The organism is Roseobacter fucihabitans, assembly GCF_014337925.2.
GTDB lineage: Bacteria > Pseudomonadota > Alphaproteobacteria > Rhodobacterales > Rhodobacteraceae > Roseobacter > Roseobacter fucihabitans.
This window is the reverse complement of the sequence record NZ_CP143423.1, coordinates 2973705-2996149: the sequence shown is the minus strand read 5'-3', so window position 1 is coordinate 2996149 and position 22445 is coordinate 2973705. Positions and strand designations below refer to the sequence as shown.

Below are 22445 nucleotides of genomic sequence, written 5' to 3'. Positions count from 1 at the left end.
AACTTGCGCCTGTCGCTTACGCTTCGTCGTTAATTGCGACAGCGGATTGTTTTTCATCCACATCCCCAAGGAACCGCCCCAGCGTGCGCAGCCCCTCCGTTTCGTCGCAGGCTATTTTGATCACGATCAGGATAGGCAGTGCGACGACCATCCCCATCACCGACCATATCCATGCAAAGAACGCGACCGACAGGAACACGACTGTCGTGTTCAGACGCATTCTGCGACCAATGATGATTGGCGTGATGAACTGTCCTTCTATGCCCGTCAGAATGACATAGGTTGCAAACACGCCCGCCGCCGCCCACGTCCCGTCAATACTGACGAAGGCAACCGCCGCGGCAATTGTCGCGCCCATCAGGCCCCCGAGGAATGGTACGAAGTTCAGGCCAAAGGCCATAAATCCGAAAACGATCGCGCTCGGGAGCCCCCAAAGATGCATGGCGATGCCGACAGCAACACCCAATCCGGCGTTGATGATCGCAATCCCCCCAAGATAATAGCCAAGACGGTCCTCAATGGCATGAAGAACCTCGACAGCGCGGCGCTTTTCGCTGAACCTCTCAAAGCTCTGCACTGTCTTGGTCAGGAACATGTCGCCCGACGCAACAAGGAAAAAAACTAAGATAAGCGCAAACAGAATACGGCTCAGAAAACCGGGCGCCATACTGAACAGCGTGGCAGCGATACCCGTGTCCGACACGACCTCGACGGCGACGGTTTCCGCGTCCTGATCGTCTATAATTTCCTGTGCTGCGACAGTGGCATCGTTGATCGCTTCCATCGTACCACCGGCAACAGAAAGCTTCTGTTTGATCTGCTCCATGAGCGATGGGAGGTCTTCAATGAATTGCGCAGCCGGCGCGCTGAGCTGCACCAGCAAAACACCGATCGTAATCGTGAGAACCGCCGTGAACAACGCAGCAGAAAACACCGGCGAAATACCTATACGTGCCAGCCAGCGTCGGGGCCTGTTCAGCACGAAATAGCCCAGAAATGCTGCTGTGACGGGTATCAGAAAATCGCTCGCCCAAACCAGAGCTTGCAGCAACAGGATACAAAAGATGCCTGTGATCGGCACTTCCAATCGCTTCCAGGGTGTGGGTGCCATAGCTTGGGCAGCCGTCTTATCGGTGATTGTGTCGGGCATCGTTTCGCTCGCCATTTTTCCCACTCCCGGGGCTGTCAAAAAAAACCGTTGCCACCATCGGGAAATGGTCAGAGCCAAAATTCTCCAACCGGTTAAACGACACCAGATTTACATCCTGCGTCACGAAAAGTTGGTCGATGGGCAGGCGCATGAACGGATAGGCGGCATGGAAGCTCGAGATCATGCCCCTCCCCACGCGCGGTTCAAGGAAATCACTGTAGCGTTTAAAACGCCGCGTTGTCCATGACCACGCCACATCGTTGAAATCACCCATGCAGATCGTCGGCCTGTCAGATGACGACGTCATAAGTGCGACGTCCTTGATCTGTTTGTCCCTGACTTCGGTAGTATTGCCCGGTACGGGAGGACGCGGATGAAGACCGATGAAGTTGAACGCGGTGCCATTCGGCGCATTCAGAACCGCCTTTACCGCAGGGGTGTCATCTTGCGCGGGCCAAAGCAAATCAATGCTGATTACATCCAACCGCGTGGCAATGATTAAGCCGTAGTGATCATCGGCCAGATGCATCTTGATGGTTGTGTAACGCGATAGAACGTCCCTAAGCGCGTTATGCCAGACATTATCCGTTTCCATCAGGAGCAGGACATCGGGATCTTCGCGTTCGATGATGTAAATCAGATCGCCGTAGCGCTGGTTCTCCATCAAGACGTTCACTGACATCATCGACACCGCCTTCACACCGGAGGGCACTTCAGCCAAATCCACTTCGGTTCGCGCGAGCGGTGTGTAGGGGAAAATCTGTATCGCTTGAAAAACAAAGACGACAGACATCAGGGCGATCAGTAGAGATTTCAGACATACTGCGATGAACAGGGCCGCCATCAGAACCACGAGTGCCAGTAGCGAGATATGCAGGCGCGGAAAATCCCACATCCGCACCCACCACGTCACACTATTGGTGAGTGGCAAAGCCGTTGTGATGATCACCGCGATACCGGTAAGCCAAAGCGCCACATTCAGCATTGACATGTAAAGTACATCATTTGCCTGCTGCCTCGCCCAAATTATCGGCCTTTTCGGCATCCCTTTGGCCCATTGGCTGGTCGTGACCTTGGGTGGTGTCGAGGCGGGTCTGCGCCTCAAGCTCGGCGTTCAATTCCGCTCCGAGCAGAATGATAAATGCCGAAATCCAGAACCACATCAACAAAACAATGACACCCGCCAGAGTGCCAAAGCTCTCGTTATAGGAACCAAAGTTGCTGACGTAGAAAGCAAAGCCCGCAGATGCAACGATCCACATGAGGCACCCCGCGATTGCACCCGGCGACGTCCAGCGCCACTCAGCGGGATCGCGGGACGGCGCGTAACGGTACAGTACGGACAACCCGACGACCGTCAGTGCGAACAACGCCAGCCAGAAAACGATGGTGATGATCGCCTCGATGCCCCATCCAAGATCGACGAACGCCAGCACTGCGGGCATACCAAGAGTGGACAGCATCGCCACGAGCAATCCGATCATCAAAACGATCGTCAGACCAAAGGTTACAAGCTTCAGCTTGATAAACCCGCGCTCTTCCTCTTCATTGTATGCGATGTTGATGCCTTGCATCAGGCTGCCCATCCCTTTGGATGCGGAATATAGCGCGATCAATATCCCAAACAGTGCCGCCAGTCCAAGCCCACCTTCGCGCGACCCCGCCACGCTTGTCGCCTGCTTGGTGATGATGGCGATCACCTCTTCGGGCATAACACCGGACAGGTTGTTCAACTGGTCCACGATCTCGCTTGGTTCGACCAGCAGACCACTGATTGCGATCAAGGCCGTGATTGCAGGAAACAGGGCCAGCAACCCATAGAAGGCCACGCCAGCCGCGATCAGGCCAACCCTGTCGCTGGCGATTTCATCTTTGAGACGGAATGCGACATCTTTCCAACCGAAAGCTGGAATTTCGGTGGGTGTTTCGGCGTTGCGTCCACGCGACATACTAAATCCTTTAGAAAATTGGAGTGGAAGGGACCAAAGAGGCCCCTTCCGTTTTGGTTCAGCTCTTGGGCTTGCCGAGGTTTTCGTCTTTGGCCGTCGATTTGGCCTTGTTCGCGACCCGTCCAGCCACTGATTTGGCCGTATCGCCAATTGCCTCAACGGCTGATTTGTCGCCGGGCGCACCGCTATCGAGATCTGATTTCGTCTCGGCGGCGATGTCCTTGACCTCATCCTGCACCGATTTGGCGACAGACATTGCCTTGGACTTTTCTTCTTCAAAAACACGCTCGGCTTCCGCGAAGAGATCATCGCTTTGGGTGCCCATCAGATCGTCCTCGGTTTTCGTGCGCGGCAACGCACCGCCGAGGGCTGCACCGAACGCAAGCGCCAATGCACCGACCACAAGTGGCTGATTGTCATAGAAATCCGCCGCCACGTCAGCGCCTTTCTGTGCGGAACGTGCCGTCTGACGGCGCATCTCGACGGCCTTTCTGCGCGCTGCGATTACCCGCAGGCGACCCTCTTCGGTCAGACTTTCGGTGCCTTCGGCGATCCGGCTACCTGCTGTTGCAAGGCCGTCCCGTGCGGATTGTGCTGCGCCGGAAAGGGTAGATTTTGCAGATGCGGTTGCACCGGCTACGGAAGACCCTGCAGCGCTTACCGCATCGGACACAGAGGATGCCGCAGAAGCCGTACCACCTCTAACTTCGGACGCAGCACTGGCGGCGTGATCGCGTGCTGCATCGGCACCGTCAGACATCCGCTCCGATATCGTCGGACCACTCTGCGTATCATCATACGACCACGATGGACCATCGTTACGCGACAATGGATATGGCGTCGGAGCAAAATAGGGCCGACCTTGTTCGATGCGGGTACGGCGATAATCGTGCTCTGCATCACTGTACCCATCGTTTGCGATCCGGGCCGGCGCGTTCTGCCGCGACGCATTGCCAAACATCATCCACGCCAGTCCGATACCGGTCAGCGCCAGTGGAATCGGGTTCGCCTTGACCTGATCGGACACAGAGCGGCCGATATCACCACCGTGTTCACGAAACTGATCACCGATCTGGCGGACAATTGTGTCGATGGAAAACTTGTCCTGCAAGCCCTCCAGATTGGAGGTCAGATCGGAGCGCTGCTCTTCGATGTCGCGCTCGATTTCTTTTGGACTGCGGTTCTCATTTGTCATTGTAAGCTTCCTTTACGGCTGCGGCATCGCGCTGGACATTTTTGACAGTCCGCGTCGGTGCAAGGCTTGAAAGTTTCAGATCGTTGATGCCCTTATTGATGAGGATATAAGCGACAATGGCCAGCAGGGCGCCGACAATCAGTGCCGCCCATCCCGCATCGATACCGGCATTGGCAAGCGCAGCGACGAGGGCTGCGGCAAGGACGTTCAACGCGACAAGCGCAATGATCGCTGACCCTGCAATCAAGCCGATAGCCACGCCTGCCTTGGTGACATTCTCGCTGATTTCAGCGCGTGCCAGATCAACTTCGCTGCGCACCAGTCCGCTGACATTGCTCAGCGCATCAGACAGCAGGCTGCCCGCGCTTTTGTTTATGTTGTTGTCGCTCATAAGAAATCTCCGCGCGGCTGGGTGTAGGGAGCATTCGGAGCATCAGCGGTCATATCACCTGACGCTTTGGCAAACCGTGTAGCCGCGAAACCGATCAGCGCTGCACCGCCCAGAAATACCAACGGATTCTTGCGCGCAAACGTGCTGACGTCCCGCACCATAGTGCTGAGATCCTTGTCGCGCATGGCTTCTGACGCATCAGCAAGACCTTCGGCAATCTGGCCAAATGTGCGTTCCTGCGGTGAACCACTGCGCATCTCTTGCGCTGCAGTGCGCAAGGCGGACGCGACGCCGGACATTTCATCGGCGACTGACGACTTGGCAGCATTGGCTTGGGTGGTCGCGGCAGATGCAGCGTCCTGAGCCAAAGTGCCAGCAGCTGCTTTGGCTTGCGTTCCAAGTTCGGCAGCCTTGCGTTTCGCCTCTTTGGTGGCTGGCTCATTCTGACTGGCGGTGGGCGTTTTGTAGGTCGACATGTTATTTCTCCAGTTCAGGTTCAGAATACAAAGCTGACGACGGCCAGAACGACGACGATCAAGCCGATGAGATAGAATACGTTGTGCATGGGGTGCCCCTGTTTTGATGATGCGACGCAGGTGTCGCTTGTGGGATCATCTTTAGCCCCGAACGTTTGGGACAGGGGCACGCAGGCACTAATCTGGTTTAGCGTTTGACCATTCAGGACGGTTCACCACCCGATCAGGCATGTGGAACCGGCCTGAATGGGATAGCGTTAAGGCTCACCCTGAAAGGATTGACCATGAGCATCGACACACTGGAAGACCTCTACCTTGAGCAACTCAAAGACATCTACAGCGCCAATAAACAGGCGCATGATGTGACCAAAGCAATGGCTGAAGCGGCTACTGATAAAGGCTTGGCAGACGCGCTGATGGCAGGAGCTAAAGGCATCGAGACGGGTAATCATGCGCTTGAAGTGATTGCCAAAGGTCACGATGAAAGCCCGAGTGGTGAACACTGTAAGGGCATGGAAGGTCTGGTAAAAGAAGCCCGCGCTCACGCTTTGGACGAGAGTTTCGGCGAGGATGCGGTCCGTGACGCGATGATCGTCACGCAGTACCAGCGACTGGTTCACTACGCGATTGCAGGATACGGTTGCCTTGCCGCATTTGCTGACCGGCTAGAGTTGGACAACGACGCTGAAAAACTGAAAAAATGCCTCGACGCGTCCTATGACGGGGACCGTACGATGACGGATCTCGCGACCGGTGGCATCAATCAATACGCAGTTGCTTAAACTCAGACCGGCTCGGCCATTTGGGCCGTGCCGGTTGTTTCCGCCCCGATTGCGGGCGGAAACCATGATGTGTCCATATTGACGAATGCGTCAACGTATTCGCATTCTTTTTCCCACTCATCCCGCTTGAGCAGCCGCACGTAAGGGCGATCAATTTCCATTTCACCGTTTTCGACGAACCTGCGCAGCAGTTTGTTGACGTAAATAGAAGTCAAACCAACTGCTTGACCAATCTCGACCTGACTGAAAGGCACTTGAAAACGGTTTCCCAAACCGACGTTAGCAACCTCCAGCCTGGACCGCAGTTGGAGCAGCCATGATTTAAGCTTACCCGCCGCGTCCAGTGATCCCAGAACACCTGCGTGGTGACGCAGCGCAATCTGATCAAGGCTACCGACAGAGGTCAGCAGGGCTGCCAGTCGTGGAAAGTCTATGAAAAGCGGTGCAAGGCCCTTTCTGGGAAACGGGCAGACCATGCCGTCGGTCTGCATGACAATTCGGTGGTGCGCGTGCGATGTCCCCAACTCGGCCAGCCCCATAACCTCGCCGGGAAGATACACCCGCAAAATCTGGCTGCGCCCGTCTGAGCTGTCTGCTTTAACAACGGCCCAGCCTGATTTAAGGACCATGATCCCATCTGTTGCCTCACCGACGCTTACAACCGGACGGCCTTTCTTTCGCTTTTGCTCGTCTTTTTCAAGATCGGCGATAAAAGCGCATTCTGCATCCGTAAGCGTGACAAATCTGGAGAGGCGGCTGATCAGACAGCTTTGATAATCCTGTTTCATCCCTAATCCTAACATACATTAAGTTTGCCCACTGCTATTATCTTGCGCCAGCAGCTGATCGCGTGTCTTCCCATGGTATACTCATTTATAGGACATTTCCTCATGGATCTCATTCGCATCATTCTTTCCGTCATCATCGCTCCAGTCCAGATCACGCGATACATGACAGGTGAAATCGCGACCGGAGGTTTCAGCCTACTCTGTTGTCTCGATACTTTGCCGGGCGTCCCCCTCCATCGCGCGCTGCGCGATCGTCGATCCGTTGGACGGCTTAACGGTCGTGTCTGATACGCCGTGAAACACGATCGTACGAACGATTTCGTCAGTGTCCGGCACGCGCGAAGCGTAAAGCGGATGGCCCACTATTGCTGCAAACGCCGATGGCAAATCTTTTGCGATACCCGCGGGGATATCTGAATGCGCACCAACCGCACCAAAGACATCCGGATAGGTTTCCCCCAGAATGACCGCTATCGCCGCCCCTGCCGACAAGCATACCCAAAGTGAGGGACCATCCCTTACTACACTCAACTTGAAAGGATACCCGATGAACTGGGATCAGATCGAAGGCAAATGGAAAGAAATGACAGGCAATGTCAAAACGAAATGGGGCGACCTCACTGATGATGACATCGCAGAAGTAAACGGAGACCGTGAAGCTCTCGAAGGCAAGGTTCAGGCCAAATACGGCAAGACCAAAGAAGAAGCTAAAAAAGAAGTCGACGACTTCATGAACGAGCAATAGGCGAAAAGAGGGCCGCAAACGCTGCGGCCCTTTCTTCTTTCTAGCACATAAGAAACCGGCCGGTTCACGGCGCGACGAAACCACGAGACCAACAGGGCTGCCTTTCGTAATTAAGCATCAGTATCAGCGCGTTACTTTAGCGGCTCTTTGAAAGTCAACGTGCGGTACGGGAACGGGATCTCGATCCCGGCAGTGTCCAAAGCACGCTTCACACGTGACACGACTTGGTCACGCGACGCGCGCACATCCAGCGGTTGGGAGCCCGCCCACCATGTCACTTCGAAATTGATCGAGGATTCCGCAAATTCCTGCGCAAAAATCTCGATCGGTTTGTTGTCCTGAACAACGCTGTCGCAGCTTGCAACAGCATCGCGGATCACGTCGCGTGCTTCATCCACATCCACATCATAGGCAACACCACAGATGATGGTAATCCGCCGAACGTCGAGGTCTGTCCGAACGGTCACGGGGTTCTTGAACAGGATCGAATTGGGTACAATGATCAGCTGACCATCAGTTTGCCTGATATGGCTTTCACGAATTGCAATGTGATCAACCTGCCCCTCAATATTCCCACATTCAATAAAGTCGCCGATGCGCATTTCGCGACGAAACAGGATAATGATACCCGCAAGAAAATTCTCGAAGACGTCTTTAAACGCGAAGCCGATAGCGACAGAACCGATACCAAGGCCTGCAAGAATGCTTGATGGTGTTAATCCTGGAAACACGATGACCGCGGCAACCATCAAACCTAAGATCCAAACAAAAATCGACAAGAGTAGCGTAAACAGCTCTTTGAGGCTTGTGCGAAGCTTTGTGCGGGCAAAGACCCGCCGTGCCACGTACTTTACAAATTTGCTCATGCCGACGGTAAGCAAGATGACGACTATTGCGACTGCAACCTGCGGCAGCAGCTCGATCGATGCGCGGGCAATTTCTCGTAGCTGTTCAATCAAAATTTTAACGGGTTCCAAAAGTGTTTTCCTTCGTGATCAATGAAAATGGGCTGGTTGTCCTACAACAGCCATAGGATTATCCCCGTCGCGACAGCTCCAAAGGTTAAAATCGTGGCTAATATTGTCATCCGTTTATGCGATTGTGCACTGACGTCGTGATCATCCATGCGCTTTCAGGTCTCGCGACATTTTGAGACGGCAGCCCAGAAAATCAGGATCGCAACGACAATGAACACTTCTGCCACGCTTTTTGCGATCAGCGGATAGTCCGTATCTTTGAAAACGGCCTTCAGGCCAAGCGCGAGTGCGACACAGGCCATACCCGTTCGCATCCAGCCTGCAAAAGTCCTCTCGTTTGCCAGCATTGTGCGATCCTCGGCCCAAGCGGTCCGGGTGTCGGCCATTTCATTTGACGACGGATCTTTGGACATTTCGGTATCAGGCATATGATGGGTCCTCTTGCAGGGATAAATTAATAACTAATCACAGAAAACGGCAGACCGCTAACGCCAGCCGGACCATCCTACCCATGAGAAGGCGGTAAACAGTCATTTCTTGTCCCAGATTAGTGTTTTGGCCGACACTGCATTTTGGCAGTCAGCTAAAGTCGATCAGGCTCAGGATACTCCGCCGCAACGCGGGGCTGGGCGATCGGTGTGCGGGGTTTCAACTCGCCGTGACCAGAGACCAACTGTCAGGCCTTCGCCATCATGCGCAACTTCGCAGGGTGACGTATGGCATTATCAAGGATAGAAAAATGTTACATACGAAAAACAAAGCAACACATTCCAAGACCATGCAGTTTCTTGCCACTGCCGCGACCGCATTGGTGTTGGGAACATCTGCCTATGCTGATGCTCACACAACTGCATTCATGGAATTCAAATTCGACGCAGCGCAAAACCTGAATGCATCCGAATTGATCGGCATGCGGGTTTACGCATCTGAGAGCGACATTGCCAACGAACCTTTGGCCGCAGACGGCGAAAAGGAATGGGATGATATCGGCGAGATCAACGAGATTGTTTTGACCCGTTCCGGCGAAGTATCCTCCGTCATCGTAGGCGTCGGTGGTTTCTTGAGCATCGGTGAAAAAGATGTAGCGATCGATATGTCGCAGCTTCAAATTGTTGCTGACCAAGACGACGCAGACGACTTTTTTCTTGTCATAAAGGCGAACGTTGCGGGCGTTACAGACGCACCATCCTACACACGCGCTGACACGGATATGGGTTCTTCCATGGGCCGATCAACGTTGACACCGCCAATGATCAACCGTGACGGATATGAAGCCGTTGTGATCGAGCAACTGACCAGCGAGATGCTGACAGGTGCCCGCGTCTATGGTCTTAATGACGAAGACGTCGGTGAAATTAGTGAGTTGCTTTTGGCTGTTGATGGTAAAATTGAACGCGCAGTCATCGACGTCGGTGGTTTCCTTGGAATGGGCGAAAAGCCAGTAGCCGTCACACTGGAGGAGTTGACCATCATGCAGAGCGAAGGCGATGTCCGCGTCTACATCGAGAGCACGCAAGAAGCACTTGAAGCGCAGCCAAACTACGACGGCTAACCCTCATGACTAGAATACTAATTGTTTAATGAGTTTGTTGCCGCCAGTTATTTGGCGGCAACCCCCTCTATGTTCGCCTAAATCGAACGATGTGCGCGGCACAAAGCTTTCGCGATAATGACTGAATACGCTATGCAGAGAATGAATAATCCAGAGCTGCGCGGTGCCGCCAGTATTCTGGCCATACTGGATGCGGAAATGCGCACCGCAGGTGTCGCGGATACAGACCGCGACACGGTGCGTGATCTTGATTCCAGCGAACTTGCCAAAGGCATTCGGGAAGGCCGACAATTCGACGTACAGCGGTTGCCCAACGTGAGCATTGCTCAGCAGATGGCGGCAAAAGCGCTGACCTCGAAAGACATCTCCCGGATTATCGAGCAGACTCGGGTGAAGAATGCGACTGTACGTGGTGCTTCTGATAAAGGAAGCTCTGAGCTACCTGCGAAAACCCTCGAAAAATCAATGCAAACTGAGCGCGGTCGGGAACGGTGAGTTGAGGTGCGCCGCTTCAAAACAGCTGAAGCAGCCGTTAGCCAAATCTGCGGCGAATGCTATAAAAGAGCCCAACCTGTGAATTGGATTTTCATGCTGCGGGCGCTCGCAGCGCGAATATTGCAGCAACGACGTGATTTTCTATTCGGCAGCGCGGCATGAAAAGCGGCCATTCCGACAAGCTGCGTCCACCAAAAAGTGCGCAAGGATCAGCTGCCTTCGGCGCGCCGATTGCCCCGAGATATGGCCGGGTGAGATTTCTTTCTAGTCGCCGGTGAGTGGCGCGATATCTGCTTCGGTGATTTCTGCGATGGGTTTTCCTATACGCCATTCGCGCATGCCAGAGCCCTGCGCGCGTGCGACGATGACCGTCCCGATCGGTGGGCAATCCGGTTCATGGCAACGCAGCTCTGCAAGGCTCAGCATGGTGTCTTCCGGCAGTTCAAATGCTTCGGTGAACTGCGCCTTTACCCGGGTGATTGCGTCGGGGTTAGGGCGGGAGTTATCAAACATGTTGAGCAAAGCTGCTCCCTTCCCAAAGAGGGGCCCACAGCACATTGCCGCGCGCGTCACCAACAAAAATATGGAGCCCCGCAACAATGATCTCGATGACCTCTGAGCCGGTGGAGCCAGAAATGACAATCGCCGGTTTCGTTTCATCAAGCTCTGCCAATTGCACTGCACCATCTCGGAACCCAACAAAGACGGCGTCTTGGTCTGGCAGGGCATGCACGCAAGTGACGAGTTCACCTTCATTGTAGGCCACGCAAACGGGCTTGCGGCCCAATGGTCCGTCCTTGCCACCGAACGGCCATGCGATGGCTTCATCCGCGCCCGAGGTGACAAGGTATGGTGTGTCGCCGACCCAGGCCAGGCTTCTGATTTTTGCCGGATAACCCGGCATTTCGAAATCTCCTTTGTCTCGCAAACGCCATGCGTGAAGCGCGTTTTCTTGCATGCATGTCACAAGATATTTGCCGTCTGGGCTAAAACAGGTATCACCGTGTAAGCCTTTCCAGACGAGTTTGGATGACTTCCAACGCTTTTCCCGTGCCCAAATGGTCGCCCCGCCGTAGTAGCTGACAGCGAGGCGTTTGCCCTTTGCGTCAAAGGCAAGTCCGCCGACAGTGCTGGCATGTTCAAAAACGGTCACTTTGCTTTGCCCGGGTGTCCAGACATGGGCCTCTTTTCCCGACGAACAGGCAATCTGGCCGTGGCTTGCGGCAACGCAATCCACCCAGCGGGTGCCGAAATCTGCAAGTTCTTCAACTGCACCTTCGAGAGACGTCCGCAAAAACTTACCATCATCACCTCCCGTTATGACATGGCCGTCGCCATCGGCGGCCAAGCAAAGGATAACGCCCTCATGCAGCTTGAGTTCTTGAGGCATCTTATCGGGGCAGAAAAACCGCAACATGCCATCTCCAAAACTGACGACAACGGCGTCGCCAACGCTAACGGCACCTGTCACTGGAGCACCGAAAGCGAAGCGCTTGCCGCGTTGTTCAAGCGCAGTCGGCTTTAGGTCGGCTTTGCGAGGCAACCTAGCCATTACGCCGCTTTGCACGCTTCAAATCCTTCCTCAAGACTCATCTTGTCGAGATCGCGCCCAATGAACACAACACGTGAGTTGCGCGCCTTGCTATCAGGCCAGGGTCCCATTTCCGATCCACTCATCAGCATATGCACACCTTGGAAGACGTAACGGTCATCTTGTCCCGCGAAATCGAGAATACCTTTTGAGCGCAGAATGTTCTGGCCATGTGTTTGCAAGAGCGTTCCGAACCACGTTTGAAACTTGTCCAGATCAAGCTGTGTTTCGGTCGTGAAAGACACGCTGGTCACATCATCATCGTGCTCATGATCGTGATCCGAGGTCAGAAAATCAGGCTCGACCTCCAGCACACGGTTAAGACTGAACGCGTTCAGCCCCACAATCTCGTCAAGTGGTGCTGCGCAATGTGCTGTGCGGATGATCTTGGCTTAAGGATTAATCTTTCTGATACGCGCCTCGACCCGTTCTAGCCCATCGGCCTCGACCAAATCTGTCTTGTTGAGCAGGACGACATCGGCAAAGGCAACCTGTTCTTCGGCCTCATGATGTGCGCCAAGCTACCCATCAAGATGCACAGCGTCCGCAACCGTCACAATCGCATCAAGCTTGGTGCGGGTGGCGACATCTTGGTCAACGAAGAACGTCTGTGCGACAGGGGCAGGATCGGCGAGGCCCGTGGTCTCAACGATGATAGCATCTAACTGATCGGCTCGCTTCATCAGACCGCTGAGGATACGGATCAGATCCCCCCGTACGGTGCAACAAATGCAGCCATTATTCATTTCAAATACTTCTTCATCGGCATCGACAACAAGATCGTTGTCGATACCTTCTTCACCGAATTCATTAACGATTACGGCATATTTCTTGCCATGGCGTTCCGTCAGGATTGGTCCCAGCATGATCCGCGATATCAGCGGATGTTTGGGCATCTTCGGTGTCATATGCCATATGACTGAGTGTGTGCAGCGCCAAAGACAAACGCGAATTCCGCTTGATGTGAATACTCCGTCTTCTCTATTCAAATATCGCAACTACTATTGTTACAATAAATCCACCGCTTGCATAGCCCTATGCTGCATTCTTTGGAAATCGACGCTGATCTAAAGCCGATCCTAGATTTGCACGCGCTCCCACAGTTGGGTGTGCACTGGCGGAATCAGAGGTGGGCCGTAACAATCAACGACCGGTTTGGCGATTTGGGTTACTATGTAGCGACAGAAATGCTGCACATGCAAAGGAATGCTGCGTCAGCGAAGGCAAGAAATCGAATGTCGGCTTTGTTTAAGGTTTTTCGATGCTGGCCTGAGCGAAGGTTTTCGTTTCTGTGCGACGGTGGCCCGCGTTGGGAAACATGACTAGGAGGAAGCCGTGGGATCTGGTTGAGCCCTATGGGGAAAGCATTGAGCGGACCCTGGGGTGATTGATCCAAGGTGATGAGAGTTTTCCGGTTTCGGCATCGATCTGAGGTATCTGCACATCGTTTGTGCGAAACGTTCGATGCAATTTCTGCACACCGGACGTTATAAATCCAGCTTCAAGCATGCCTGTATTGGCTTGGAAAGCGAGGCTGTTCAGGCTGCAGCCGTGGGATATTGACGTGCATCTCATCAAGCTGCCGCCTTTCGTGGTGATGCACGGGATTGCGGTTTCTGGCCGCGTCTGAAGATCTCGATGATGCGCATCGCACCGCCGCAATCGGGGCATGGTTCGCGCAATGTGAGTGGGATGACCTCGGCGGCTAGTGCGTCTTCTTGCTTGGGGGGCTGTGCGCCGAGTAAGGTGCGAACCTTTGCGATATTGGCCTTGCGGGCCGAACTGGCGAGCAGACCATCGTGGCGGATGCGGTGGAACCTTTCCGGTAGCACATGGATCAGAAAGCGTCGGATGAACTCTGATGTGGACAGGCGCATGACGGATCGCCCATCACCGTCTTTGACCCGGTAGTCTTTCCAGCGGAAGGTGACGGTATCGACATCAGCACTGATCAGTCGGCTGTTTGAGATGGCGACGCGGTGCGTATATCGGCTGAGATAGGCGAGCACGGCCTCCGGTCCGCCGAAGGGTGGTTTGGCGTAGACCACCCATTCTATTTTGCGCAACGGGGCGAGATATGCGGCAAAGGCCTGCGGTTCTGATAACGCAGCTAGATCACCAAAGAAGTTAAGTTCGCCTGTACGATGCAGGGCCAGCAGCCCTTCGATAAGCAAGCGCCGGAACAGTCGTGATAGAACCCGGACGTGCAGAAAGAACCCCGGCTTGCACGCGATCCAGCGGTTGCCACTTGGCGACAGGCCGCCGCCCGGAACAATCATATGGACATGGGGGTGATGGGTCAGCGCCGAACCCCATGTATGCAGGGCGCTGGTCATACCAACGCGGGCACCAAGACGTTCGGGATCTGCGGCAATGTTGGTCACCGTCTGGGCGGATGCTTTGAAGAGCAGGCCATAGACCGCCTTCTTGTTCCAATACGCGATCCGGGCAATCTCTGCTGGCAGTGTGAAGACCAGGTGGAAGTATTCTACAGGCAGCAGGTCTTCAGCACGCGCCGCCATCCAGTCGCGTGCCGCCGGTCCCTGACATTTGGGACAGTGGCGGTTCTTGCACGAGTTGTAAGTGATATGTTGGTGATCGCATTTGGTGCACGCGGCCACATGCCCGCCGAACGCCTCTGTTCGGCAGGCTTCAATTGAGGACATAACTTTGAGCTGGGAAAGGCTGACACGTCCTTTGTTGGCCTGCCGCCACGCAGGGCCATGGGTGCGGAAGATGTCAGCAATCTCCAGCTTTGCCTCCGCCAACTGGCCAGTGCTTATCCCGGTCGCAGATGCAGGTTCTCGATGTTCAGCTGCTTGAGTGCCTCAAACGGGCTGGGCGTGTCCCGGATCGTTTTAGTGGCGACGTGGGTATAGCGCGCCGTCGTGCTCAGCTTGGCGTGACCGAGCAAAACCTGGATCACGCGGACGTCAGTACCAGCCTCCAGCAGATGCGTGGCAAAGCTGTGCCGCAGCGTGTGCAAAGTTTCGTACTGCATAAATGTGTGTAGGCGCTGGACACATTTATTCTGCGAGGGTGGCGAACTGCTTGAAAGGTGAGAGCCCTATTTGGCCTAGCTGTCCCTTGCGGATCATATGGGCGGTTTCGATCCCAGCTAACGTTGCTGCCGCAGAGTGGAATGCTTTGAAACCGAGCATTGGCCGCGTGATCCGTTTAATGAACCGATGGTCCTGCTCAACAATGTTGTTGAGGTATTTGGATTGAACGATATCGATGATCCGGCCAACTCCTGTGAATTTGAGGATGACGTTTAGACTTTGCAAACCAGCTAAATTGGCACCGCTCTTGTCGATGGCAATTCAGTCTGGGACACCGTTGGTGCCAACGGCGCGTTTGAAGAACCTTCGCGCGGCAGCGGTATCGCGACGCTCTGACAGCATGAAACCAAGGGTTTGCCCGTCCCGATCTACAGCACGGTACGGATAGGTCCACTTGCCACGAACCTTCATGTATGTCTCGTCCATCCGCCAAGAGACGGCTGTCGGTTTCTTTCTGGCCTGCGCACTTGCCGCGATCAACGGAGAGAATTTCACCACCCAGCGGTTCAGCGTGGCATGATCGCTTTCGACGCCGCGTTCGGCCATGATCTCCTCAAGATCCCTATACAGACACCGTAGCGGACATAGAAAAACACAGCGCAAAGGATCACGCTCTTCGGGAAATGGTTCCCTTTGAAATCAATCGTCACGGGTAGGCGCTCGCTTTCAAACTCAAAAGCCTGATCCTATCATGCGCGAGCCGGTCCAACCAACCGCAAAAACTTTGCGACAGAACCCTGCAGAGTAGCGTGATCGATAACAACGCCGCGCTCGGCCATGATTTCCTCGAGATCCCGATATGATACCGCGAACCGAACATAGAAATAGACCGCGTACAGGATCACAGATTTCGGATGATGCGCGCCTTTGAAATTGATCAACTTCTCAATCCTGGTATTGGTTTTGGAAAGCGCCTCCACTGAACCGAGTCGCTACAAAACCCAACCGTCTTCCGAAAATTTGCTAAACTACCATGTCAATTCAGGCGTTAAAGATAGCTGCGTTCTTGAATTGATCGCTCGGCGATTTTGACGCGCAAGATGTCGATGAACGCTGACTCACTGGGATTAAGACAGGTTCGGGGGTTGGTGATTAAGCTGACGTCGAACACCGGCAAGTCCGCCGCAATGGGTATTTCCCAAAGGCGTCCCATTGCGACATAGCGCTGCGCTACGTGGAACGGCAGTGGGCCGATACCAACACCGATCTCGATTAGACGGCGCAATTCTTCGAGATGATAAGACCGCCCGACTGGGGTCGATGTAATCCCGAAATCCCTGCGAGCCACCGCAAAATCATGCATGTCCCCACCCGGTTCATCTGTCGGAAAAGTCACATAAGGCTGAGCAACAACATCAACGCTTGTTAGGATTTGCTTACCAAACAAATCGCTGCTTTTCCCACAATAAAGCGCAAAACGCTCGCGATAGATCATCTCATAGTCTAGTTCAGGCACTTTATTTTGCGCAAGCCCTATCCCGCAGGTCACTGTCTTACGTCGTACTGCCGTAAGAATATCACCACTGGTCACAACCTGGATGGATAGCGTTGCGCGCGGATGGTTCGTGTGGAATTGGCGCAAGGCTGCATCAATCACCGGAGACTCAGCATGGGTCGCAACGCTAATGGTGACATGGCCCGTGATTTCATCGGTGACGTCCTTCAGCGCGACGGCAATGCGTGAAACGGAGCCGCGCATCTGGGCGGCTTCCTCGTATAACAACCGACCTGCCTCAGACAGAGCAAATCGCCGCGCCGAGCGCTCGATCAAGGTACAATCAAATTGCGCTTCCAGCCGTTTCAGGGCGTTTGATACGGCAGGTTGTGACACCAGCAAGCGCTTGGCCGCTTTGGTCACGCTCTTTTCCTCGACAAGAACAAAGAAGACAAACAACAGATTCCAATCGAGATTTCGGCAAAACCGGTCTGTATGGGTCAGGTTCACAGCAGTATCCATATTTATAAATTATACATAAATAATATAAATGAATTTGCTTTATGGGTCCATCGCACCGTCTAGTTAATACAACGGGCAATCTACGGGAGTTGAATTGCGCGAAAATAAAACAACGGTACATGCGTACCACAGGGAGAATTTTCAATGAGTATTTTCAACAAATTGACAGCAGGCGCTGCCCTTGCTTTGGCATTGGCGGGTCCGGCAGTGGCAGATACCACGCTCAAACTGGCAGGTGTGGTACCTGTTGAACACTTCGGCAATGACCTGTTGACCCAGATTAAAACCGACATTGAAGCCGCAGATGTCGGGCTGAACATTATGGTTTTTCCTGCCGGCCAACTCGGCTCCGGCGAAGAACTGTTTGAAGCAGCTTCGCGCGGCAATGTCGATTTGGTTCATTCGGTCGTCTACGCGCACAACGACCCCGTGCTGGAAATCAATTCATTGCCCTATCTGGTCAGCAGTTGGGATGAGGCCGAAGCGGTTTATCTCAACTCTGAGTCCGCTTTCAATTCAATTTTCGCATCAACACTGGATGGGCTGGGCCTTAAGCTGTTGGCCAACGCGCCTGAAGGCTTTGTGGGCGTTGTCGCAGAGGCAATCCCGGAAAATGCGACCACAACCGGTGACAAGGGCATGAATATTCGTGTCTGGTCGAGCCAGGTCATCAAAGCGACCGTTGAGGCGATTGGTTTTAACGCCACGACGATGAACTGGGGTGAAGTCTTCCCAGCCATTCAATCGGGCACCGTAGACGGCGCGATTTGCTGCACGGCGCAACTGGCCTATACGGCCTTTGCAACATCCGATGTCGGCAAAGCCTTTGTGCCCTACAATGCAGTGGTCGAGAACACGACGTATTATGCCTCGCTGGACACCTGGAATGATCTCAACGCCGAGCAACAAGCCGCCGTTCAGGCTGCCTTTGACAAGGCTGCGCAAGACTACGCCGCTTGGGGCCGTGAAAATGAAGGCGCTTATCTGACCAAGCTGGAAGAACGTGGGTATCAGGTCATCCCCGTCTCGGATGCCGAGCGTGCCGCGATTGCCGACACCGTGCGGGCGGACGTCTGGCCACAGATTGCGGAGATTGTCGGGCAAGACGTCATCGATGCTCTGATGGCCGACCAGTAAACACCTGTGGCAGGGGCCGCGTCTGGCCCCCTTCCGCTACTGTGTCGAAGGACTTCTCATGATGAACGTGCATGCTACTTTGTCGCCGAATGTTTCACGCCTTGTCTCGCGGATGATCACGGTGAAATCCTGGTTCGCGGTGATTGCCTGTCTCATCATGGCGGTGACCTTTTTCTTCGTGGTGATCTTTCGATATCTCTTTGATGCTGACCTGTTCGCCTATGAAGAATGGCTCTTAATCATTTGCTTTTGGCTTTATTTCATGGGGAGCGCGATTGGCACCTTCGAAGGCAGTCATGTAAACGCAGACCTGCTAAGCTACGTCATTAACGACCCTAAAAAGGCTCATATCCGCGCGATCCTTGTGACGGCGATTGAGCTGATTGTGACATTGGCGCTGGTCTATTGGGCGGTTTTGATGCTGATCGACGAAATTTCCAGCTATCCGCGCTGGCGCACGACTATTGCCTTACGCATCCCCTTCTTTGTGCCACGCCTGGCAATTCTGGTGGGCTTTGGCTTCATGGCATTTTACAGCGCCCTGCACCTCTATGCCCGGATCAGGACCGGCCCGGAAGAGGCAACCCCATGATTATTCTTGGCGCTCTTTTCCTCATTTGCCTGCTCTTGTTGATCGGGGTTTCCGTTCCGATGTCTTTTGGCGGCGTGCTAATCTTTATTTCGATATTCGGTGGCCATGACGTCAGTGGCTTCATGCCCACGGGGCATTGGAAAGTATCTTCACTGGTCTTGCTGGCCATCCCGCTGTTTATCCTGGCCGGTGCAATCATGGAGCGTGGCCGTATCGCAGCACCGCTGGTGGCATTGGCAGAACTGATGGTGGGGCATGTCCGTGGCGGGCTCAGCGCAGCAGCGGTGGTTGCCAGTGGCATTTTCGGCGCGATCTCGGGGTCAGCGGCGGCGACCCTGACCTGCATCGGATCAATCATGATGCCGCACCTGCGCCGCGCCAACTATCCTGACGGCCTGTCAGCTTCGCTGATCGTATCAGCCTCACCGCTGGGGCTTTTGATCCCGCCCAGTTCATCGCAAATCCTATATGCGTGGGTTGCCCAACAATCTGTGCTGAAGTGTTTTCTGTCGACTGTGGTGCCGGGGCTGATCCTCATAACGCTCCTCTGTCTGGTGAATTTCGTACTTTTGCGCAACGTGACCGATCTCAAGGTGCGCACAGATCACAGTGATTTTGTTCCGGAACTGCGCAAGCGTTCTGTCGCAGCAATACCGGCACTGATGATGCCCGTCATCATTCTGGGCGGCATCTATGGGGGCATCATGACCCCGACCGAGGCCGCAGGCGTTGCCGTTGTCTACGCCATCCCGGTGGGGTTTTTTGTGTACAAGGGACTGACGCGCGAGAATTTCTTTGAAACCCTGCGCTATGCGGGCACGACCATCGGCGTAGTGATGATGATGGTCTTCATGGTGCTTATCGTCAGCCAGTTCCTCGTCTATGAAAACATCCCCGCGCTTGCGCAAAATCTGATCTATTCGATCTCCGAGCATCCGGTCATCGTGCTTTTGATGGTCAATCTGGTAATGATCCTGATCGGGATGCTGATGGATGATATCTCGGGTCTGCTGCTGTCTGCCCCGTTGCTTTTGCCCATTGTTCAAAGCGCTGGCATGGATCCGGTTCATTTCGCGGCTGTTCTGGGCGTCAACCTCGGTATGGCGAATATCACGCCGCCCACCGCGCCGCTTCTTTATCTTGGCGCGCGGGTCACCGAGACGCCGGTCAACGTCATGCTGAAACCCACGCTTTTGCTGATTGTGTTTGCCTGGCTGCCGACGCTCCTGATCACAACCTTTGTTCCGCAGGTATCTCTCTGGCTGCCGAACCTCGTCTTTGGATGATCGATGTCAGAACTGACTAATTCACAATGCGCGGCGCTTACCGAACTGAGGCACCAACTGCATGCCCATCCCGAACTGTCCGGCGAAGAGATCCGCACGGCCGGGCGTATCGCCTTGGCACTTGAAGAGGCGGGGGCCGATCACCTGTACGAGGGGCTCGGCGGTCACGGCGTGGCTGCGTCTTTTGCAGGGCCTGAGGATGGGCCCACTGTGCTGATCCGGTGTGAGCTGGACGGGCTTCCGATCGAGGAAATTTCCGATCTGCCCTATCGCTCTGCCGCACCGGGCAAAGGGCACCTGTGTGGGCATGACGGTCATATGGCGATTGTCATGGGGGTCGCCAAACTTCTGGCGCGGCGGCCAAAACGGGGGCGGGTGATACTGCTCTTTCAACCTGCCGAAGAAACCGGTCAAGGTGCTGCCACCGTCATCGCCGATCCGCGCTGGCCCGCGCTGCGCCCGGACTTTGCTTTCGCGTTTCACAATGTTCCGGGCCGTCGTCTGGGCGAGATCGGATTGCGCACGGGTCCGGCCTGTTGTGCCTCGCGCGGAGTTAAAGTGCAACTGGTGGGCAAAAGCTCTCATGCTGCTGAACCGCAGAACGGTCTGTCCCCTGCCGCTGCCATGGCACGGTTGATGGGGGATCTTGAAACGCTGGGGATGGGCGGGGTACGTGATGGCGACTTCAGGCTCAGCACCCTAACGCATGCGCGGCTTGGCGCACCCACATTTGGCATTGCGCCGGGCGAAGGTGAACTGCGCGTGACACTGCGCAGCAGCACTGATGACGGGATCGCACAGATGGTGAAAGGTGCCGACGCCGCGATTGCCGACGCCAGAGGCGCGCTGACAGTCGAGACGTCGTTCTGCGACATTTTTCAGGCGACGCTGAACCATCTTGACGCCATTGCATTGGCCCGCGCCGCGGCCGAAATCTGCGGCAACCTGATCCAAGAGATGGATACACCGCAAAGTTGGTCCGAGGATTTCGGTCAATTCGGATTGGACGGGGCAAAGTCCGCGATCGTGTTTTTAGGCGCGGGCGAAAATCATCCGCAGCTTCATAATCCCGACTACGACTTCCCCGACGATCTGATCGCGCCGGGCGCAAAGCTGATGCGCGCCATCATCGCTCTTTTGCTGGACTAACATGGATCGCACGGCTGCTCTTTCGTCATGGTGCGAAATTTCTTTGCCTTCAATCGAAGGCAACCTCATCCGCGCCCTCACTCTTTTGCCGCGCAATGCCATGTTCTGCGCCGTTCTCAAATCAGATGCGTACGGGCATGGGATCGCAAATGTTGTGCCAATTCTGTCGCGCAACAAAGTGCAAAATATCGGCATCGTGTCCAATCAAGAGGCCCGCGCCGTGCGAGACGCCGGCTTTACCGGTCACGTGATCAGGCTGCGATGCGCGACCTTGGCTGAGGCACAGGCCGCATTGCCTTTGCGCATAGAAGAGCAGATCAGTTCGCCCGAAGGCGCCCGCATCTGGCGCGAGTTGCATTCAACTGCCCCTGTGCATCTGGCGTTGAACGCAGATGGCATGTCGCGGGATGCGCTTGAGCTGCGCTCAGATCGCGGACGACAAAAGGCACAAGAAATACTTGAGCTTTGTGCGGGGCATATACGCGGCATTTGCACGCATTATCCTTCAAATACGTGCGAAGATTTGGCCAAAACCGCCGCCTGTTTTGCCGAAGATGCAGCGTGGATCGTTCAGCATGGTAAGCTCGACCGCCAACAGATTTTGATCCACGCTGGCAGTTCCTTGACGCTGGTGGCAGATGCTCCGCCGCCAACGGATATGCTGCGCTGCGGCGCGATCCTTTACGGCATATTGAAGCCGGACCTTGGATTTGAGCCAACGATGACAGTGAAATCTCGCGTGGTCAGCCTAAGCAGTTACAGCGCCGGCAACAGCGTGGGCTACGACCGGACCGTGCGTTTGAACCGCGACAGCCGTTTGGCGAGTGTTTCAATTGGATACGCCAATGGTATCGAACGCCACTGGACGGATCGATTTCATGTTTTGATTCAAGGAAAACACGTACCAGTGTTGGGAAAGGTTTCGATGAACTTGCTGACGATCGACGTCACCGACGTTCCGGTAATTGAGGTTGGGGATGAGGTTGTTATCTTTGGCGCCCAGGCAGGGTCATGTATTGATCCGACTCAAATACAGGTACAGTCAAGTACCATCATGGCCGAACTCTACGCCAGTTGGGGTCAACGCAACACACAGATTCCCTGCGATAAATGTAGCGTAGTCAGTAAGTTCCGATGGACGGCATCGTCAACTTGCGGGACCTGATCCGAA

General features: G+C 54.6%; 24 protein-coding genes and 4 pseudogenes. 9 read left to right on the top strand and 19 right to left on the bottom strand.

The features are described from left to right. Positions 1-16: 16 nt before the first annotated feature. From ROLI_RS14720 to ROLI_RS14695, 6 genes are read right to left on the bottom strand one after another with little or no spacing between them, the layout of a single operon-like run. Complete coding sequence (locus ROLI_RS14720; RefSeq protein ID WP_262386602.1) at positions 17-1165, bottom strand: AI-2E family transporter; 1149 nt, start codon at positions 1163-1165, stop codon at positions 17-19. Further along, positions 1128-2141, bottom strand: coding sequence for an endonuclease/exonuclease/phosphatase family protein (locus tag ROLI_RS14715; protein ID WP_262386603.1), 1014 nt, complete (start codon positions 2139-2141; stop codon positions 1128-1130). Before ROLI_RS14715 ends, ROLI_RS14720 begins: the two co-directional genes overlap by 38 nt. A 10-nt stretch (positions 2142-2151) precedes the next feature. Further along, on the bottom strand, positions 2152-3099 hold the full coding sequence (locus ROLI_RS14710) for a YihY/virulence factor BrkB family protein (protein WP_187431362.1): 948 nt from the start codon (positions 3097-3099) through the stop codon (positions 2152-2154). Between the two features lie 58 nt (positions 3100-3157). Next, complete coding sequence (locus ROLI_RS14705; RefSeq protein ID WP_187431363.1) at positions 3158-4294, bottom strand: DUF3618 domain-containing protein; 1137 nt, start codon at positions 4292-4294, stop codon at positions 3158-3160. Continuing rightward, on the bottom strand, positions 4284-4685 hold the full coding sequence (locus ROLI_RS14700) for a phage holin family protein (protein WP_187431364.1): 402 nt from the start codon (positions 4683-4685) through the stop codon (positions 4284-4286). Before ROLI_RS14700 ends, ROLI_RS14705 begins: the two co-directional genes overlap by 11 nt. Next, positions 4682-5161, bottom strand: coding sequence for a hypothetical protein (locus tag ROLI_RS14695; protein WP_187431365.1), 480 nt, complete (start codon positions 5159-5161; stop codon positions 4682-4684). The genes ROLI_RS14700 and ROLI_RS14695 overlap by 4 nt, the downstream gene beginning before the upstream one ends. Positions 5162-5445: 284 nt before the next feature. Here ROLI_RS14695 and ROLI_RS14690 point away from each other — a divergent pair, with 284 nt between their 5' ends. Beyond that, complete coding sequence (locus ROLI_RS14690) at positions 5446-5943, top strand: ferritin-like domain-containing protein (RefSeq protein WP_187431366.1); 498 nt, start codon at positions 5446-5448, stop codon at positions 5941-5943. Positions 5944-5945: 2 nt separating this feature from the next. Here ROLI_RS14690 and ROLI_RS14685 read toward each other — a convergent pair whose 3' ends face one another. Next, the gene (locus ROLI_RS14685) at positions 5946-6731 is read right to left on the bottom strand and encodes a Crp/Fnr family transcriptional regulator (protein WP_262386604.1); all 786 of its coding nucleotides are present in this window, start codon (positions 6729-6731) and stop codon (positions 5946-5948) included. Positions 6732-7194: 463 nt separating this feature from the next. Here ROLI_RS14685 and ROLI_RS14680 point away from each other — a divergent pair, with 463 nt between their 5' ends. Beyond that, positions 7195-7476, top strand: a complete 282-nt coding sequence (locus tag ROLI_RS14680; RefSeq protein WP_405048968.1) for a CsbD family protein — start codon at positions 7195-7197, stop codon at positions 7474-7476. Between the two features lie 131 nt (positions 7477-7607). On the opposite strand, the gene ROLI_RS14675 is transcribed toward ROLI_RS14680, so the two are convergent. Beyond that, positions 7608-8453 carry a mechanosensitive ion channel family protein gene (locus tag ROLI_RS14675; protein WP_187431370.1) on the bottom strand — a complete coding sequence of 282 codons (846 nt, stop codon included), beginning with the start codon at positions 8451-8453 and terminating at the stop codon, positions 7608-7610. 155 nt (positions 8454-8608) lie between these two features. Beyond that, on the bottom strand, positions 8609-8881 hold the full coding sequence (locus ROLI_RS14670; protein ID WP_262386605.1) for a DUF202 domain-containing protein: 273 nt from the start codon (positions 8879-8881) through the stop codon (positions 8609-8611). A gap of 311 nt (positions 8882-9192) precedes the next feature. On the opposite strand from ROLI_RS14670, the gene ROLI_RS14665 reads away from it, so the two are divergent. Both ROLI_RS14665 and ROLI_RS14660 read left to right on the top strand, forming a co-directional pair. Then, a complete protein-coding gene (locus ROLI_RS14665) occupies positions 9193-10005 on the top strand; it encodes a PRC-barrel domain-containing protein (RefSeq protein ID WP_187431371.1) in 813 nt (270 codons plus the stop codon). Between the two features lie 117 nt (positions 10006-10122). Continuing rightward, positions 10123-10500, top strand: coding sequence for a hypothetical protein (locus ROLI_RS14660; protein WP_222869624.1), 378 nt, complete (start codon positions 10123-10125; stop codon positions 10498-10500). 264 nt (positions 10501-10764) lie between these two features. Here ROLI_RS14660 and ROLI_RS14655 read toward each other — a convergent pair whose 3' ends face one another. From ROLI_RS14655 to ROLI_RS14610, 10 genes and pseudogenes are all read right to left on the bottom strand, one after another. Beyond that, positions 10765-11013 (bottom strand): hypothetical protein, encoded by a 249-nt coding sequence (locus ROLI_RS14655; RefSeq protein WP_262386606.1) that lies wholly within the window; start codon positions 11011-11013, stop codon positions 10765-10767. Further along, positions 11006-12067, bottom strand: a complete 1062-nt coding sequence (locus tag ROLI_RS14650) for a WD40 repeat domain-containing protein (protein WP_338469169.1) — start codon at positions 12065-12067, stop codon at positions 11006-11008. Before ROLI_RS14650 ends, ROLI_RS14655 begins: the two co-directional genes overlap by 8 nt. Further along, a complete protein-coding gene (locus ROLI_RS14645) occupies positions 12052-12435 on the bottom strand; it encodes a GTP-binding protein (RefSeq protein WP_316247482.1) in 384 nt (127 codons plus the stop codon). The genes ROLI_RS14650 and ROLI_RS14645 overlap by 16 nt, the downstream gene beginning before the upstream one ends. 48 nt (positions 12436-12483) lie before the next feature. Continuing rightward, positions 12484-12957: pseudogene (locus tag ROLI_RS14640) on the bottom strand (CobW family GTP-binding protein). After that, a pseudogene (locus ROLI_RS14635) lies at positions 12941-13054 on the bottom strand (Rrf2 family transcriptional regulator); the annotation flags it as partial. The pseudogenes ROLI_RS14635 and ROLI_RS14640, both read right to left, overlap by 17 nt. A 611-nt stretch (positions 13055-13665) precedes the next feature. Further along, on the bottom strand, positions 13666-14859 hold the full coding sequence (locus ROLI_RS14630; RefSeq protein ID WP_187431374.1) for an IS91 family transposase: 1194 nt from the start codon (positions 14857-14859) through the stop codon (positions 13666-13668). 11 nt (positions 14860-14870) lie between these two features. Beyond that, positions 14871-15080: pseudogene (locus ROLI_RS14625) on the bottom strand (tyrosine-type recombinase/integrase); the annotation flags it as partial. Positions 15081-15117: 37 nt separating this feature from the next. Then, positions 15118-15803, bottom strand: a pseudogene (locus ROLI_RS14620) (IS6 family transposase). 39 nt (positions 15804-15842) lie between these two features. Then, a complete protein-coding gene (locus tag ROLI_RS14615) occupies positions 15843-16034 on the bottom strand; it encodes a hypothetical protein (protein WP_405048967.1) in 192 nt (63 codons plus the stop codon). 107 nt (positions 16035-16141) lie between these two features. After that, positions 16142-17098 (bottom strand): LysR family transcriptional regulator, encoded by a 957-nt coding sequence (locus tag ROLI_RS14610; protein WP_187431375.1) that lies wholly within the window; start codon positions 17096-17098, stop codon positions 16142-16144. Positions 17099-17254: 156 nt separating this feature from the next. Between ROLI_RS14610 and dctP the strand changes: the two genes are divergently transcribed. From dctP to ROLI_RS14585, 5 genes are all read left to right on the top strand, one after another. After that, positions 17255-18247, top strand: a complete 993-nt coding sequence (dctP, locus tag ROLI_RS14605; RefSeq protein WP_187431376.1) for a TRAP transporter substrate-binding protein DctP — start codon at positions 17255-17257, stop codon at positions 18245-18247. Between the two features lie 61 nt (positions 18248-18308). Next, positions 18309-18839: a TRAP transporter small permease subunit gene (locus ROLI_RS14600; protein WP_338469168.1), complete on the top strand. Its 531-nt coding sequence runs from the start codon at positions 18309-18311 to the stop codon at positions 18837-18839. Further along, complete coding sequence (locus ROLI_RS14595) at positions 18836-20125, top strand: TRAP transporter large permease (protein WP_187431378.1); 1290 nt, start codon at positions 18836-18838, stop codon at positions 20123-20125. The genes ROLI_RS14600 and ROLI_RS14595 overlap by 4 nt, the downstream gene beginning before the upstream one ends. A gap of 3 nt (positions 20126-20128) precedes the next feature. Beyond that, on the top strand, positions 20129-21274 hold the full coding sequence (locus ROLI_RS14590; protein ID WP_187431379.1) for an amidohydrolase: 1146 nt from the start codon (positions 20129-20131) through the stop codon (positions 21272-21274). Between the two features lies 1 nt (position 21275). Further along, positions 21276-22439, top strand: a complete 1164-nt coding sequence (locus tag ROLI_RS14585; RefSeq protein WP_187431380.1) for an alanine racemase C-terminal domain-containing protein — start codon at positions 21276-21278, stop codon at positions 22437-22439. Positions 22440-22445 lie beyond the last annotated feature (6 nt).

Excerpts from the sequence above, each read along its gene's own strand:
- ROLI_RS14695 (WP_187431365.1), bottom strand. The coding sequence starts at position 5,161 with ATGTCGACCTACAAAACGCCCACCGCCAGTCAGAATGAGCCAGCCACC.
- dctP (WP_187431376.1), top strand. The coding sequence starts at position 17,255 with ATGAGTATTTTCAACAAATTGACAGCAGGCGCTGCCCTTGCTTTGGCA.
- ROLI_RS14670 (WP_262386605.1), bottom strand. The coding sequence starts at position 8,881 with ATGCCTGATACCGAAATGTCCAAAGATCCGTCGTCAAATGAAATGGCC.
- ROLI_RS14685 (WP_262386604.1), bottom strand. The coding sequence starts at position 6,731 with ATGAAACAGGATTATCAAAGCTGTCTGATCAGCCGCCTCTCCAGATTT.
- ROLI_RS14655 (WP_262386606.1), bottom strand. The coding sequence starts at position 11,013 with ATGTTTGATAACTCCCGCCCTAACCCCGACGCAATCACCCGGGTAAAG.
- ROLI_RS14700 (WP_187431364.1), bottom strand. The coding sequence starts at position 4,685 with ATGAGCGACAACAACATAAACAAAAGCGCGGGCAGCCTGCTGTCTGAT.
- ROLI_RS14585 (WP_187431380.1), top strand. The coding sequence starts at position 21,276 with ATGGATCGCACGGCTGCTCTTTCGTCATGGTGCGAAATTTCTTTGCCT.
- ROLI_RS14590 (WP_187431379.1), top strand. The coding sequence starts at position 20,129 with ATGTCAGAACTGACTAATTCACAATGCGCGGCGCTTACCGAACTGAGG.
- ROLI_RS14705 (WP_187431363.1), bottom strand. The coding sequence starts at position 4,294 with ATGACAAATGAGAACCGCAGTCCAAAAGAAATCGAGCGCGACATCGAA.
- ROLI_RS14680 (WP_405048968.1), top strand. The coding sequence starts at position 7,195 with ATGACCGCTATCGCCGCCCCTGCCGACAAGCATACCCAAAGTGAGGGA.
- ROLI_RS14690 (WP_187431366.1), top strand. The coding sequence starts at position 5,446 with ATGAGCATCGACACACTGGAAGACCTCTACCTTGAGCAACTCAAAGAC.
- ROLI_RS14600 (WP_338469168.1), top strand. The coding sequence starts at position 18,309 with ATGAACGTGCATGCTACTTTGTCGCCGAATGTTTCACGCCTTGTCTCG.
- ROLI_RS14660 (WP_222869624.1), top strand. The coding sequence starts at position 10,123 with ATGACTGAATACGCTATGCAGAGAATGAATAATCCAGAGCTGCGCGGT.
- ROLI_RS14665 (WP_187431371.1), top strand. The coding sequence starts at position 9,193 with ATGTTACATACGAAAAACAAAGCAACACATTCCAAGACCATGCAGTTT.
- ROLI_RS14720 (WP_262386602.1), bottom strand. The coding sequence starts at position 1,165 with ATGGCGAGCGAAACGATGCCCGACACAATCACCGATAAGACGGCTGCC.
- ROLI_RS14715 (WP_262386603.1), bottom strand. The coding sequence starts at position 2,141 with ATGTCAATGCTGAATGTGGCGCTTTGGCTTACCGGTATCGCGGTGATC.
- ROLI_RS14595 (WP_187431378.1), top strand. The coding sequence starts at position 18,836 with ATGATTATTCTTGGCGCTCTTTTCCTCATTTGCCTGCTCTTGTTGATC.
- ROLI_RS14710 (WP_187431362.1), bottom strand. The coding sequence starts at position 3,099 with ATGTCGCGTGGACGCAACGCCGAAACACCCACCGAAATTCCAGCTTTC.